Here is a 13,820-nt window from a genome sequence, read left to right on the forward strand (position 1 = left end):
GTCAACCTTCCTTGTCGTACTGGGCCACCCGCCAACCGGCCGGGGTCCTGTTCACGGTCACGTTCAGCACCCCGATGTCGCTGGGCAGCCGGACGACCATCGAGCCCTCGGTCGAGCTCACCGCGGACGGCGCCCCGGTGATCACGTTGCCCGCGTTCACCGGATCGACGGTCGACAGCTCGGTGAGGAACTCGTCAGTGGTCAGCGGGCGCAGCCCGTTCAGCCACTGCTGGCGGTCGGCGCCGACCGGGTGGTTCACCCAGGCCTCGCCCCACTTCTCCACGATCGCCACGCCCGCCGGGTCCGGCGCGGTCGGAGTCGGGCCGGCCTGCGGGACGGAGATCGTCGGCGGTCGCTTGGTCGTGGGCACCACGGCGGAGCGCTGCGGCGGGAGCGTGTACTCGGTCGTCCGCCCACCGGCGGCCTCGTTGCGGCTCGGCGGTGGTTCGGGCAGCAGCAGACCGACGACGGTGGCCACCGCGCCCACCACGACCAGGGCGGCCGCCAGGTGCTTGGGCGAGCGCAGCGGCCAGCCCCAGAACCTGCGGTACACCGCGGCTCGCCCGCGGTGCGTCCGGATCGGCATCAGCTCCCCCTCGTGTGGTCAGCCATCGGCCACTTCCAGTCCCCGGGACGGCCGGTAGATCACGTGCACCGGACGTCCCTGCACGACCTCGCGGTCGGCCAGGCGCGGCGAGTCGGCGCCGGCCGGTTGGTCCGACACCCGCTCCACCGTCGCCCGCGACGGGATCAACACCGGATCTTCGTCGTTCCCGTCCCACTTGGCATCCGCCACCGGGTTGGTATCGACCACTCGACTGGCTGCCCGCATCTCCGGGACGCCCTGCATGCCGCCCGGTCGGCGCGGGGAACCGCCACCGGCGGGCAGCGCTCCGGCGACCGCACCGCCCGAGCCGATGGAGCCCTGCGACGCGGAGTCGTCGTCGCGGTCCAGCCGCTGGGCGACGGCGGGCAGCAGCGCCTCCGGGCGCCTCCGGCGCGGCCGGTCGCCGTACTCGTCGTCGGGATCGCTGTCGCGGACCTGCTCCCAGAACTCCCCGCCGGAGGGGTTCTCACCCCGCCTGCCGAAGCGGGCGAAGATCCCGCCCTGCGCGCGCGGCGCCGCGCGTCCGACCGTGCCCACCGACAGCTCGACCATCTGCGCGATCCGCCGGATCGGCCTGGCGATCATCAGGAACACGATGGTGATCAGCGCGGCCAGCAGGATCTGGGTGAGCGCGGAGAAACCGCGGGTCGGGTCGAAGATCCAGGTCAGGAGCAGGGTGTGCAGACCGGCCAGCGCCGAGACCATCACGACGTTGAGCACCGCCGCACCCGCGACGCGGCCGATCATCCGCAGGATCTGGTGGTAGACCAGCGCGATCAAGCCGATCAGCGGACCGGCCAGGATCAGCACCCGCAGCAGCACCTGCGCCAGCAGGATGGTGGCCTTGGCCAGCAGCTGGAACGAGGCGTAAGCCAGCGACTGCACGCTGCCCAGCACGCCCGCGCCGACGCGGCTGCCGTCAACGCCCTGGAAGTAGCCGTAGGCGCTGCCCATCTTGCCCGCGACGTCCTCGAACGCCTGCTTCTTGCCCTCCGGCGAACCGCCGTCGGCCCCGGCGTTGACCTCCTGCTTGGTCCACGCCTGGGCGCGCAGCAGCTCCCGGCCCAGCTGCTGGGCCTGCGGGGAGTCCGGCGAACCGAACTCGCCGCGCAGCCAGTTGCGGTAGATCACCTGATCGTGCAGCAGCGTCGGCAGCGCGTTGGCCTCGTCCACGCCGACCTCGTGCAGGAAACCGGCCTGCACCGCGGAGGTCCCGGTGATCACGATCTCGTCGAGCGCGTGGGTGTAGACCAGCGGCGTCAGGTAGGTCGCCGAGGCGAACCACAACCCCGCCAGCGCCCACATGCCGCGCTTGCCGATGCTGGCGAGGTCGCCCTGCCAGATGTAGCGGAACAGCACGACCGCCAGCACCAGCGCGACGAGGCCGAACCAGGGCGCGAACACGCTGTCGTAGAGCGCGACCGTGCCGGTGGCGATCACCTCGTCCAACGGGTCCATCAGGTCGCCGTTGAGCAGCGCGTAGTGCAGTCCGTTGGTGGCGCCCACCAGGTTCTTGGCGAGGTTGAACAGCTCGTTGCCGACCCAGGTGTCGACCAGCGCGTTCGGGTTGGTCACGCCCTGGGGGCCGCAGCCGAGGTCGTAGGTGTGCCAGATCAGACCGGCGTAGCCGACCTCGTCGTAGGCGCTGCCCGGGTTGCCCGCGCCCATCGGCGCCGGGTCCAGCGCGCCCACCATGCCCGAGCCGGGGCGCTCCGGGTTCGGAGCCTCCTTGCAGTCCAGGCTCTGGCCCCAGGCCGGGACCGCCATCAGCGACTGGATCGCCAGCAGGCCCGCGATCAGCAGGTAGGCCCTACGGCGACGGGGCGTCAGCACTTCCGCCGAACGCGTCCGACGATTGACCACCAGCACGGCGGCCACCGCTGCGAGCGCAGCGGCGATCACCACGATGCTCACGACCGCGCCGCTCACCTCGCGTCGTCCCCACCCCGCTCGCCCGGCCGGCGGGTCGAGCTCTCGGTGCCGTCATCGAAACCGATGCCGACGCTTTCGAGTTCAAACTCGTCGAACGATTCGAAATCGTCCCCGTAGTCGTCCTCCGCCGGGTTCAGCGCGGACGTGCTGGAGTCGGAGTTCACGCCATCGCCGTCCGGTGCCGGGCTCAGCGCCCGCGGTTCGGCGTCGGGTTCGGAGGCCGGTGTGGTGTCCAGCGAGTCGCGCAGGTGCTCCAGGTGCGGGCCGGAGAAGTCGATGCGGATCTTCTCCACGCCGCCCGCGCCGTCGCCGAAGATGAACTGGCGCGGCGCGCGGTCCCGCTGGGTGGCGTTGCGCGCCGGGCCGGGACGGCGTCCCAGCGCCGAGACGACCTGCTCGTAACCGGCGTCGACCGGCACCTTGAGCAGCCGCAGCGCGTCGGCCTGGGCGCTCTCGTCGTCGAGCCGGCCGATGAACACCGAGTCCAGCAGCGACACGAAGCCCTGGATGCGCAGGAAGTCGGCCGGGATCTGGCTGGACAGCAGCACTCGCACGTTCCACTTCCGCGAGTCTCGCGCGAAGCGGTTCATCAGGACTCGACCGGTCGGCACCTCGGAGAGGAAGAACGCCTCGTCGATCCAGACGCCCTTGCGCTCGCCCTTGGGCCGCTCGTAGATCGACCGCTGGGTCAGCCAGGCCGCCAGGTTCAGCATCTCCACGCCGAGGGCTTCGGCGTCGGTCCAGTGCTCGCGGCCGACGCCGTCCTTGGGCAGCGTCAGACCGGCCATGGTCAGCACCGTCAGCCGGTCGTCGCGGGTCTCGGAGTACGGGTCGGCGTTGTTCTCCGGTATGAGCAGCGCCATCCGCTCCCGGATCTCGTCGAGGAAGTCGGCGACGACCACCGCGTGCTCGTGGTGCTCGCTGGCGTCTCGGCGCAGCGCCTCGAAGACCATGCCCGGGTGCGCGTCGACCCGTCCGCCGACCGCGCGGACCGCGCGCAGCAGCACGATCCGGGTCTGCGGCAGCTTCGCGACCTCGTAGGGAAGCAGGCCGGTGAGCACGTCGAGCACCAGGCGGCGCCGGGTCGCGGCGGCCAGCGCGCGCTCGCGCCGCCAGCCGCGCTCCGGGTCCTCCTCGTCGACGAAGTGCTCCAACTCCGGTTCGGCGACCACCCGGTACGGGTTGAGGATGCCGGGTTGAGCGTTGAGCAGGTTGATGTTGCGCGCGTAGGGCTTGAGCTCCGGCAGGTTGCACAGCTCCGAGAGCGGCCCGGACGGGTCCAGCAGCGTCCAGTGCGCGCCGGCCCGCAGCGTCTTGTAGACGATGCCGCCGCCGAGGAAGGACTTGCCGCCACCGAGCCCGGCGACCATCGCCGTCAGACCGGAGGCGTCGCGGACCTCCTGCGCCATCCACGGGTCCCAGGCGACGGGACGCCGGGTGGCGGTGCAGGTCTCGCCGAGCAGGATGCCGCGCCGGTCACCGACCTCGGCCGTGGCCTGCGGCACCGCGGAAGCCGCCCACACCACCGAACCGCGCCGCAGGTAGGCGGTGTTGGCCAGCGGCTCGCCCGGGATGAACTCGCGCGCCATCGCGTACTGCGCCTCGGGGTGCTCGATGGCGACCTTCGGCTTGTACAGGTCGAGGATCTGCTGGGCCAGCCGCAGCGCGTCGCGCTCGGTGGGACCGGACACCGCCATCCGCCACCAGGACTTGACCCGGGTGGCCAGGGCGGTGAAGCCGGAGGTCATCTCGTCGTCGATCTCCAGCACCCGGCCCGCCTGGCGGGCCAGCGAGGTCGGCGGCTCCAGGCCGTGCTCCTCGGTGTAGTGCCGAACCTGGGAGCGGACCTTGTTCATCTGCCGCTGGAGCTCGCCGCCGACGTCCTCGGGACGCCGCACGTAGATCCGCGCCGACCACTCCACCGGAGCGGGCAGCCGGTCGGAGTGCTGCATCCACGGGTCGTCGATCTCCGGGATCTGCAGGCCGTGCGTCTGACCGACGGTGAGCACCGCGACGTGCCGGGTGACGCCGGCGTTGGATCCGGTCCGGCCGCGCACGGTCACCGTCGGCGAGTACGGGTCCTGGTGCATGTCGGAGGCGTCGGTGAACGACGCGAGGTCCTCGGGTTCCCACGGCGCTCCGGGCACCGCGGGCAGGTTGCGCGGGGCCGGCAGGCCCAGCGAGCAGGACCGGTGCATCAGCCAGGAGATCTCCTCGGCGGTCACCGGGCGGCCGTCCAGCCCGGCGGAGCCGATCACCTGGTCCAGGTGCTCGATCTCGCTGTCGAGCGCGACGAGCTCGGCGTCGACGGCTTCCGGGAAGACCTTGTGCAGCAGCGGGGCGGCGCGTTCCACCGCGCGGTCCACGACGTTGCGGGTCTGCACCTGGACACCCAGGTAGACCTCCTTCTCCGCCATGGACCGGCCCATCAGCTGCTGCTGCTCGCCGACCATGTAGTCGTCGAAGGACAGCGCGCCGTCGGCGTCGGGGAGGGGGTTGCGCGCGTTGTGCACGTGCGCCTCGGCCCACATCCGGATCGGGTACGGCCGGTTGGTCACCCGCAGGTGCAGCCAGCGCCCTTGCAGTTCCGCGTACTGGCCCGCGATGGCCGCGACGAGATCCTGGCGCTGCGAATCCGAGCGGAAGGACCAGCGCTGCGGGGAGAGCCGGTACCAGGCGAAGACGTCCTGGCCCGTTCGCAGCAGGTGCCCGTCGATGGTGCGCGCGGCGATCGACGGGGTGTAGGTCGGGATGGACTGCTCGTCACCCAGACCTCGTGCGCGCTTGCGCGGCTTGCCGTTGCCCTTGGCACCGCGGATCTTGCCGCTGGAGCCGCGGGGTACCTGCTGCGGCTGCTGCTCACCGCCTCGACGGCGACCGAACACCGCGAACCTCCTTGCTACGCGTGCGCCTGCTTCCGACCTGCTGCCCGGTCCGGGTGGAGCGCGGCTGCGCCTGCCGGGCTTGTTGCCTTCTGGCCTGCGACTGTCGCGGGGCCTGCCCCTGCCGCTGCTGTCCGCGGCGGGAGCGCTTGTTCTTGGGCACGGGACGACGCCGCCGGACCCGGACCCGGGCAGCGCTCGCCGCCCCGCCGGTGGACTGCGACTTCTCGCGGGGTGCCGTCAGCTCGCGCATCCACATCTGCATCACCGCGCCGAGCGGGCGTTCGTGCCCGATCTTGGCGCAGATGAGCCTGGTCAACGCCACCGTGATGACCAGGGCCCAAGCCGTGGAGAAGAATCCGAAGCCGATGTTCATCCGGCGTTCGATGGCCAGCACCAGCAGGAACACCACCGTGCCGACACCCCACGCCACGTAGCGCGCACGCCAGGGGAAGGTCGCCTTCGGCGGGCCGAGCCAGACGGCGTCTACCCGGTAAACCTCGTCATCGGTGCGTATCCGCACTGGACATCACCCGTTGGTGCTGAAGAGCTGTGCGATGAAGGTGCCGATGTCGATTCCCGCGTTGGTGACCGCGATGCCGACGATGGCCAGGGCGACGAGCACACCACCGACGCGGCGCATCACGCCGGCGTTGTCGCCCTTGCCGCCACCGAGCCACAGCAGCAGGATCGCCACCGTGAGCAGGAGCAGCGGTAGCACGTTGTTCAGGATCCAACCGCGGATGCCGTCGGTGCCCAGTTGTGTCTGCTGAGCGAGTACGTCCAGGTGCGCCAGTGTTTCCAGCGGCATGGCGGTCATCTCTTTACCCCTGAGTACGCGGAGTGTCTGCGGGCCGGTACCTCAACGCGTGGCGGTGATCCGCAACGCGCAGATACGAGTAGAACATGACATGGTCACCAGAAGTAGTGGTTGCGAGCTCGGGTGTGGCGGGTTACAGCGCGACGGCGAAACGGACATCACGCGGTGAATAGGCCATTCGAGCAAGCGACCACTGGCTGGTCATAGCGGAATAGGCGCCCGTTCGGCCGGTTTCGAGCCTGATCCTCATGGCTGTTCACCCGCTTGCGAGCCCCTTCGTAACGCACCGTGAACGTTCCGGTGGTCCAGTGGATTTCCGCACATCGCGCCAGGAAGCACCCGACCGGATCACTCGACGTGATCGCCGAACTCGAAAGAACGAGGTGATCTTGACGCGCACGAATCAGGGTAACGGCACCCACACGAAGAGTCCCCCCCAGGGCATGGGTTTTCACACCTAGGCCATTCAGCCCGAAAAGCGCTGCCCCAAGCGAACCAACCACCGTCAGGCAAGTACCGAAGGTGCTTTCTCAGTGCCCCGAGCAAGCAACCGGCACCGCCGCGGGTTCTCAGACGTCTTCTGGGGAGGACAGCCGAAGCGCTGTGTATTGGCATACATGAGTCTCGGATCCCGGAGCCAGAAGGCGTCTGAGGTTCCGCTACCCGCACCGCCACGCACGAAGACCACTGAGCAGTTGATCAGTACGACCAAGCCACCCCGGGACTAACGCGCCCGAGCCGAACGCACCCCGAGCGGCGAGGAGAAACCTTGAGAAATGCGGAAGAGCCGGCCTGTAAGCCGGATTCTGTTCCCGGCGGCTTCACAACCGTCCGTTCGGTGACCATCTATCTAGGCCCGCCGTCGCCGACGAGCTCGTGCGGCCTACCCGCGAACCTCGGGCGAGCAACCCTCGAACGTCCGCGCAGGCGTCGGAACGCCCATCTTGGCCTTGCTCCAGGTGGGGTTTACCTAGCCACCTCGGTCACCCGAGGTGCTGGTGGTCTCTTACACCACCGTTTCACCCTTACCCGGCGCGAGCGCCGGGCGGTCTGCTTTCTGTGGCACTGTCCCGCGGGTTTCCCCGGGTTGCCGTTGGCAACCACCCTGCTCTGTGGAGTCCGGACTTTCCTCGACGGGTCGTGACCCGCCGCGGTCACCCGACCGACTCTTCCGCACCGTCGATTTTACCGCCGTGCCCGCTCCTCGTTCCGGCCAGCCCGGGGTTCAGGCCCAGTGGGAGATGTCGTTGACCAGCCGGACCGAGGCGTTGCCGTCCGGGTAGAACTCCACGATGGACAGCGACGCCAGGTCCAGGTGCAGGCGGTAGAAGACCTCGGGTCCGACGTCCAGGCCCATGCGCAGCAGGGACTTGATCGGGGTGACGTGGCTGACGACGATGATCGTCTGGCCGGCGTAGCGCTCGACGAGGTCGTCGCGGGCGGCGGTGACCCGCTGGTGGACGGCCGAGAGGCTCTCGCCTCCGGGCGGCACGACGGCGGGGTCGCCGATCCACTTCCGGTGCAGGTCGGGGTACGCGTCGGCGGCTTCGAGGAAGGTGAGGCCCTCCCACTCGCCGAAGTCGGTCTCGATCAGGCCGTCGTGGAGCTCCAGCTCACCGCCGGTGGCGTCGGCGACCGCCTGCGCGCTCTGGCGGGTCCGGGTGAGCGGTGAGGCGATGATGGGGGCGGTGCCGTCGGGGGTGACGACGCCGTCCATGGCGGCGAGGCGCTTGGCGGCGGCCCGCACCTGCCGCTCCCCCAGCTCGGTCAGCTCGACGTCGCCGCGACCGGAGTAGCGCTTGTCGACCGACATGGCGGTCTGGCCGTGCCGCAGCAGCAGCATCTTGGTGGGCGCGCCCTGCAGGTTCTGCCAGCCGGACGGGCGGGTGCGCGCCGAGGCGCTCTCGGTCTCGGTGACCTGCCCGGTTTCGACGGTGATGCCGTCCATCGCGTCGTTGGCGAGCTTGTCGGCCGCGGAGTTCTCGGCGCGCGGGATCCACTCGTAGTCGACCCGCTCGAAGTCGGCGGCGAGCTCGCGCGCGACGGCGTGGAGCGGCTGGAGGTTGGCGTGCTTGACCTTCCAGCGCCCGGCCATCTGCTCGATGACCAGCTTGGAGTCCATCCGGACCGACACCTGCGCGGCACCGAGCTCGCCGGCGGCGCGGAGGCCGGCGATCAGCCCCTGGTACTCGGCGACGTTGTTGGTGGTCTCGCCGAGTCCGATGGCGCGTTCGGCGAGGACTGCGCGGGTGTCGGCGTCGAGCACGACCGCGCCGCAGCCGGCGGGGCCGGGGTTGCCGCGCGATCCGCCGTCGGCCTCGACGACGACTCTCACTTGTTCTCCCGGACCATGATCGCGCCGCACTCCTCGCAGCGGACCACGTCGTCGGCGGCGGCTTCGCGGACCTCGTTGAGGGCGTGCCGGTCGAGTTCGATGCGGCAGGCCCCGCAGCGAGCGCCCTGCAGCAGTCCGACGCCGATCCCGCGCTGGGCGCGGACCCGCTCGTAGAGGGCCACGAGGTCGTCCGGCAGGGACTTGGTGATGAGGTCGCGCTCGTTCTGCCTGCGGGTCTCGGCGACCTCGAGCTCGTTGAGCGCCTCGTCGCGGCGGGACTGGATGTCGCCGAGCCGCTGCTCGGCTTCGCTGACGGCCTCGCGGGACTTGGTCACGTTGGTCTCCAGCGCTTCGCGCTGCTCCATGACCTCCAGTTGCTCGTCCTCGAGCACGGCCTGCCTGCGGGCGAGGGTCTGCAGCTCGTGCTCCAGCTCCTCCTGCTGCTTGGCGGGTCCGCCCGCGGCCATCAGGTCGCGGTCGCGGGCCTCGCGCTTGCGGACGTTGTCGACCTCGGTCTCCAGCCGCTTGACCTCGCGGTCGAGGTCGTTGAACGCGGTCTGGGCGACCACGAGCTCGTCGCGCTTGGTCTGGACCTCCCGCTCGGCGGCACCGATCTGCTCGAGTTCCGGCAACGTGCGCCTGCGGTGCGCGACGCGGTTGATCTCCGCGTCGGCTTCCGCGAGATCGAGCAGCCGTCGTTGTACGGCGGGGTCGGCTTTCACGCGAGCGCCCTCCCTGGGTCTGGTGTCGCACCGGCGTGCACGGTCCACGGGTCGGTGCGTCGGGTGGATACGAGGACTTCGACTGTATCCGGCAGCGCGGCGGACACGAGGTCCGCGGCCTGCTGGCACCAGGGCCATTCGCTGGCCCAGTGCGCCACGTCGACCAGGGCCGGCACCGAGGTGCCGGGCACGTCGGCCTGGGCGAGGTGCTCGCCCGCGGGGTGGTGGCGCAGGTCTGCGGTGACGTAGGCGTCGACCCCGGCTTCGGCGGCGGTGGTCAGGAACGAGTCGCCGGCTCCGCCGCAGACGGCGACGCGGCGGATCTCGCGGTCCGGGTCACCGGCTCCGCGGACGCCCCACGCGGTGGTGGGCAGGCCGTCGGCGACGCGGCGGACGAAGGTGCGGAACGGTTCGGGCCGGGCGAGCTCGCCGATGCGGCCCAGGCCGGTGTCGGCGCCGGGCGCGGTGGGCGCCAGCGGGCGCGTCGCGGTCAGGCCGAGCGCGCCGGCCAGCGCGTCGGACACGCCGGGGTTGGCCTTGTCGGCGTTGGTGTGGGCGCAGTAGAGACCGATGCCGGAGCGGATCAGCCGGTGCACCACGCGTCCCTTGTGGTCGTCGGCCGGGACGCCGTGCACGCCGCGCAGCAGCAGCGGGTGGTGCGAGATCAGCAGCTGCGCGCCGAAGTCGATGGCCTCGTCGACCGTGGCCTCGATCGGGTCGACGCAGAACAGAACGCGCTGCACCACCGAGTCGGGGTCCCCGCAGACCAGGCCGACGGCGTCCCAGTCCTCGGCCAGCCCGGTGGGGTACGCCTTCTCCAGCGCGCCGATCACGTCCCGAATACGCACCGTTTCACCCACGTTCCACAACATCTCGAAAAGCCTTGACCAACAACGAGTTCTGCTCCGGCGCGCGCACCGCGACCCGGAGGTGATCGGTGTCGAGGCCGGGGAAGGTGTCTCCCCGGCGCACCGCGACACCGCGGTCCCGCAGCGCTTCCCGCACCTCCTGCCCGTCCGGAACCCGCAGCAGCAGGAACGGCGCCTCGGCCGTGCGCACCACGTCGACGCCGGGCAGGTCGGCGAGCTCGGCGAGCAGCCCGGCCCGGTGCTCGGTGAACTCGGCGGCCGCGCGCTGCGATTCGTCGATCGCGTGCGGTTCGCAGCAGGCGCGCACCGCGGTCAGCACGAGCGAGTTGACCGGCCAGTGCGGACGGTTCCGGCCGAGCTCGGCGAGCAGTTCCGGGGCGCCGAGCGCGTAACCGGCGCGCAGGCCGGGCAGACCCCACATCTTGGTGAGGCTGCGCAGCACCAGCAGTCCCGGTTCGGAGAGGTGCGCGAGGGATTCGCGTTCGCCGGGCACGGTGTCGATGAACGCCTCGTCGACGACCACGATCCGGCCGGGCCGCAGCAGTTTCCGGATCTCGTCGGCCGGGTGCAGCACCGAGGTCGGATTGGTGGGGTTGCCGAGCACGACCATGTCCGCCTCGTCGGGGACCTGGTCGGCGTGCAGCCGGTAGCCGTCGGCGGGGTCGAGGACGACCCGCTCGACCTCGACGCCGGCGTTGCGCAGCGCCAGCTCGGGTTCGGTGAAGGAGGGGTGGATCAGCGCGGCCAGCTTCGGGCGCAGCGCGGGCAGCAGCGCGAACCCCTCGGCGGCTCCGGCCAGCACCACGACCTCGTCGGGGTGCCGGTCGTGCCTGGTGGCGACGGCTCGGCGGGCGGCTTCGTCAGCTGCCGCCGTGGGGTAGGAGCCGAGGTCGTCGAGGGCTTCGGCGAGGCGGGCGCGCAGCCACTCCGGTGGCCGATCCAGCCGCACGTTGACGGCGAAGTCGGCGAGTCCGCGCGCCGCGTCCACATCGCCGTGGTGGCGCAGGAGTTCTCGATCGTCGCCGCTCATCGGGGGAAGTTTAAACGTCCACGTCGGAACGCTTCAGAGGCTGCCTCGAACTGCGTGCAAGCGGCGTAGCCGCGAGACGTGAAGACCGCTCTCGCAACTGGCACCGCCGCGGGTTCTCAGCGGTTCTCTGGGGAGGACGCCGCGACGCCGATGTCCACGCTGGGGTAAGCGGAAGACATCAGGAGTGGCGCCCGGACCCGGAGAACCGCTGTGCTTTCCCATTCGGGGTTTCCGCCACCCGCGCCGCCACGCAAGGCGAGTCCAGACAAAGGGGCATCCGTACCCTCGGGGCGTGCATGTGTCTTTTATCTGTACGGGCAACATCTGCCGGTCGCCGATGGCGGGGCTGATCTTCGCCGAGGAACTGCGCCGGGCCGGGCTGGACTCGCGGGTCGAGGTCTCCAGCGCGGGCACCGGTCCGTGGCACGTCGGCGAGCCCGCCGATCCGCGCACCGAGAAGGTGCTGGCGGCCCACGACTACCCCACTGATCACGTCGCCGCGCAGATCGACGAGCGGCACCTGGGCGCCGACCTGCTGGTGGCGATGGACGAGGGGCACCTGCGCGCGGTGCGCAGGCTGGCCGGTGATCCGGACCGGGTGCGGCTGCTGCGCTCCTTCGACCCGGACGCGGACGGGACCGAGGTGCCCGATCCTTACTACGGCGGCCCGAACGGGTTCGACGACGTGCTGGCGATGGTGGAGGCGGCGATGCCGGGATTGATGGCGTGGGTGCGGGAGCGGCTGTGATCGCCGACGAGGTCTCCCGGATCACCGGGCGCGGCGTCGCCGAGACCCGGCGGCTGTCGGGCGGGGACACCGCGGCGGCGTTCGCGGTGCGCCTCGACGACGGCACCGAGGTGTTCGCCAAGTCCGCCTCGCCGTCGATGCCCGGCGCGGCCGAAGCGGAGGCGGCCTCGCTGCGGTGGCTCGCCGAGCCCGGTGCCGTCGCCGTGCCCGAGGTCTTCGGCGACGGCGCGAACTGCCTGGTCACCGAGCACGTCCCCGCCTCGTCGCCGACGGCGCGGGCGGCCGAGGAGCTGGGGCGCGGCCTGGCCCGCTTGCACGCCTCCGGGGCTCCGGCGTTCGGGAGCCCGCCACCCGGTGGCCCGGCCGACGCCTGGATCGGGCTGGCACCGATGCGCAACGAGCCCGAGGACGACTGGCCGACGTTCTACGCGCGGCACCGCGTCCAGCCCTACGTCCGCCGCGCGGTCGACGAGGGGGCGCTGGACTCGGAGTCGGCGACGGTGCTGGACCAGGTCTGCGAGGACATGGCCGAGCTCGCCGGTCCGGCCGAGCCGCCGTCGCGGCTGCACGGGGACCTGTGGAGCGGGAACGTGCACTGGGGCTCGGAGCGGGCCTGGCTGATCGATCCCGCGGCGCACGGCGGTCACCGCGAGACGGACCTGGCGATGCTGCACCTGTTCGGGTGCCCGCACCTGGAGCGCATCGTCGCCGCCTACGAGGAGGTCAGTCCGCTGGCGGACGGGTGGCGCGACCGGATCGCGCTGCACCAGCTGTTCCCGCTGCTGGTCCACGCGGTGCTCTTCGGCTCGGGCTACGGCGGTCAGGCCGCCCGGTCCGCCCGGCGGGCGCTGGCGTCGCGGTCACACTGAGACGGGGTCTCAGACTCTCCCCTGGCAGGGCCGCCTACCGTGTGGGTGTGCGTCTCAAGTTCTTGCTGCGGCCCGGGTGGCTGGGTGCGATCGCGCTGGTGGTGGTGTTCGCCGCGTTGTGCTTCACGACGCTCGCGCCGTGGCAGTTCGGGCGCAGCGAGGAAACCGAGATCCGCAACAAGGCCATCGCGGAGTCCTTCCACGCCTCGCCGAAGCCGCTGAACGAGGTGCTGCCCGCAGGTCGCGCGCCCGACGTCACCACCGAGTGGTCGCAGGTGCTGCTGACCGGCCAGTACCTGCACTCGGCCGAGACGCTGGCCTGGCAGCGCACGGTGCTCGGCGAGCCCGCGTTCGAGGTGCTCACGCCGTTCCGGCTGGACGACGGGACGACGGTGCTGGTCGATCGGGGCTTCGTGCGCCCGGTCAACGGCACCCGGGCGCCCGACTACGCCGCCGCTCCCTCGGGTCCGGTGACGATCACGGCGCGGATCCGGGGCGACGAGACCGACAGCAAGCAGCGTCCGCTGTTCGACCACGACGGCCACCGCTGGGCCTACGCGGTCAACGCCGGGACGGTCTCCGAGGGCACCGGCGTCCCGCTGCGCCCGGGCTACGTCGCGCTCGCCGAGGGCCAGCCGGGCGTGCTCGGCGCGCTGCCGCTGCCCCGGCTGGAGTCGGGCCCGTACTTCTCCTACGCCCTGCAGTGGATCGCCTTCGGCATCATGGCGATCATCGCCATCGGCTACCTCATCTACACCGAGCTCCGGCCCGAGGCGGCCCCGGCATGGCGCCGCGACGCCGACGAGGAAGCCGCCGGAGACGATTCCGAGTCCGGTTCGCCCGCGCGCTCCCGCGACGGCGGGCCGCGCTACGCGGGATCGCACACCTCGACCCGGAAGCGCCGTCGCAAGCTCTCGGTGGCCGAGGCCATCGCCGAGGAGGAGCGCCGCGAGGCCGAATCCCTCGACAAGCCCACCGACTGATCGCTGCCACCGCCCTGGACGCC

The 13,820-nt window shown here is 71.3% G+C and carries 12 protein-coding genes and 1 other RNA gene; 3 read left to right on the forward strand and 10 right to left on the reverse strand.

Translation table 11 applies throughout. From position 1 onward, the window contains the following. Window position 1 precedes the first annotated feature (1 nt). From E1181_RS20135 to cobC, 10 genes are all read right to left on the reverse strand, one after another. Complete coding sequence (locus E1181_RS20135; RefSeq protein ID WP_132677067.1) at window positions 2–586, reverse strand: hypothetical protein; 585 nt, start codon at window positions 584–586, stop codon at window positions 2–4. An 18-nt stretch (window positions 587–604) separates the two neighbouring features. Further along, on the reverse strand, window positions 605–2,521 hold the full coding sequence (locus E1181_RS20140; protein WP_235876896.1) for a hypothetical protein: 1,917 nt from the start codon (window positions 2,519–2,521) through the stop codon (window positions 605–607). An 11-nt stretch (window positions 2,522–2,532) separates the two neighbouring features. Then, a complete protein-coding gene (locus E1181_RS20145; RefSeq protein WP_408010256.1) occupies window positions 2,533–5,424 on the reverse strand; it encodes an ATP-binding protein in 2,892 nt (963 codons plus the stop codon). Beyond that, a complete protein-coding gene (locus E1181_RS20150; protein ID WP_132677069.1) occupies window positions 5,399–5,944 on the reverse strand; it encodes a hypothetical protein in 546 nt (181 codons plus the stop codon). The genes E1181_RS20145 and E1181_RS20150 overlap by 26 nt, the downstream gene beginning before the upstream one ends. Window positions 5,945–5,950: 6 nt before the next feature. Further along, entirely contained in the window at window positions 5,951–6,241 is a 291-nt protein-coding gene (locus E1181_RS20155; protein WP_132626116.1) for a hypothetical protein, read from the reverse strand. A gap of 779 nt (window positions 6,242–7,020) precedes the next feature. After that, an RNA gene (gene rnpB / locus E1181_RS20160) (RNase P RNA component class A) lies at window positions 7,021–7,411 on the reverse strand. Between the two features lie 55 nt (window positions 7,412–7,466). After that, window positions 7,467–8,576, reverse strand: coding sequence for a bifunctional RNase H/acid phosphatase (locus tag E1181_RS20165; protein ID WP_132677071.1), 1,110 nt, complete (start codon window positions 8,574–8,576; stop codon window positions 7,467–7,469). After that, window positions 8,573–9,298 carry a zinc ribbon domain-containing protein gene (locus E1181_RS20170; protein ID WP_132677073.1) on the reverse strand — a complete coding sequence of 242 codons (726 nt, stop codon included), beginning with the start codon at window positions 9,296–9,298 and terminating at the stop codon, window positions 8,573–8,575. Before E1181_RS20170 ends, E1181_RS20165 begins: the two co-directional genes overlap by 4 nt. Then, complete coding sequence (locus E1181_RS20175) at window positions 9,295–10,170, reverse strand: Nif3-like dinuclear metal center hexameric protein (RefSeq protein ID WP_132677075.1); 876 nt, start codon at window positions 10,168–10,170, stop codon at window positions 9,295–9,297. The genes E1181_RS20170 and E1181_RS20175 overlap by 4 nt, the downstream gene beginning before the upstream one ends. Continuing rightward, the gene (gene cobC, locus E1181_RS20180) at window positions 10,151–11,197 is read right to left on the reverse strand and encodes an Rv2231c family pyridoxal phosphate-dependent protein CobC (protein WP_132677077.1); all 1,047 of its coding nucleotides are present in this window, start codon (window positions 11,195–11,197) and stop codon (window positions 10,151–10,153) included. Before cobC ends, E1181_RS20175 begins: the two co-directional genes overlap by 20 nt. A gap of 292 nt (window positions 11,198–11,489) precedes the next feature. Between cobC and E1181_RS20185 the strand changes: the two genes are divergently transcribed. The 3 genes from E1181_RS20185 to E1181_RS20195 are packed head-to-tail and all read left to right on the forward strand — an operon-like array spanning window position 11,490 to window position 13,797. Beyond that, entirely contained in the window at window positions 11,490–11,945 is a 456-nt protein-coding gene (locus E1181_RS20185) for a low molecular weight protein-tyrosine-phosphatase (protein ID WP_132677079.1), read from the forward strand. Then, the gene (locus tag E1181_RS20190; protein WP_207922231.1) at window positions 11,945–12,814 is read left to right on the forward strand and encodes a fructosamine kinase family protein; all 870 of its coding nucleotides are present in this window, start codon (window positions 11,945–11,947) and stop codon (window positions 12,812–12,814) included. Before E1181_RS20185 ends, E1181_RS20190 begins: the two co-directional genes overlap by 1 nt. Window positions 12,815–12,861: 47 nt before the next feature. Continuing rightward, the gene (locus tag E1181_RS20195) at window positions 12,862–13,797 is read left to right on the forward strand and encodes an SURF1 family cytochrome oxidase biogenesis protein (RefSeq protein WP_132677083.1); all 936 of its coding nucleotides are present in this window, start codon (window positions 12,862–12,864) and stop codon (window positions 13,795–13,797) included. Window positions 13,798–13,820: the final 23 nt, after the last annotated feature.

It is taken from the genome of Saccharopolyspora terrae, assembly GCF_004348435.1.
Taxonomy (GTDB): domain Bacteria; phylum Actinomycetota; class Actinomycetes; order Mycobacteriales; family Pseudonocardiaceae; genus Saccharopolyspora; species Saccharopolyspora endophytica.

Coding starts and splice junctions, on each gene's coding strand:
- E1181_RS20135 (WP_132677067.1), bottom strand. CDS start 586: ATGCCGATCCGGACGCACCGCGGGCGAGCCGCGGTGTACCGCAGGTTC.
- cobC (WP_132677077.1), bottom strand. CDS start 11,197: ATGAGCGGCGACGATCGAGAACTCCTGCGCCACCACGGCGATGTGGAC.
- E1181_RS20175 (WP_132677075.1), bottom strand. CDS start 10,170: ATGTTGTGGAACGTGGGTGAAACGGTGCGTATTCGGGACGTGATCGGC.
- E1181_RS20155 (WP_132626116.1), bottom strand. CDS start 6,241: ATGACCGCCATGCCGCTGGAAACACTGGCGCACCTGGACGTACTCGCT.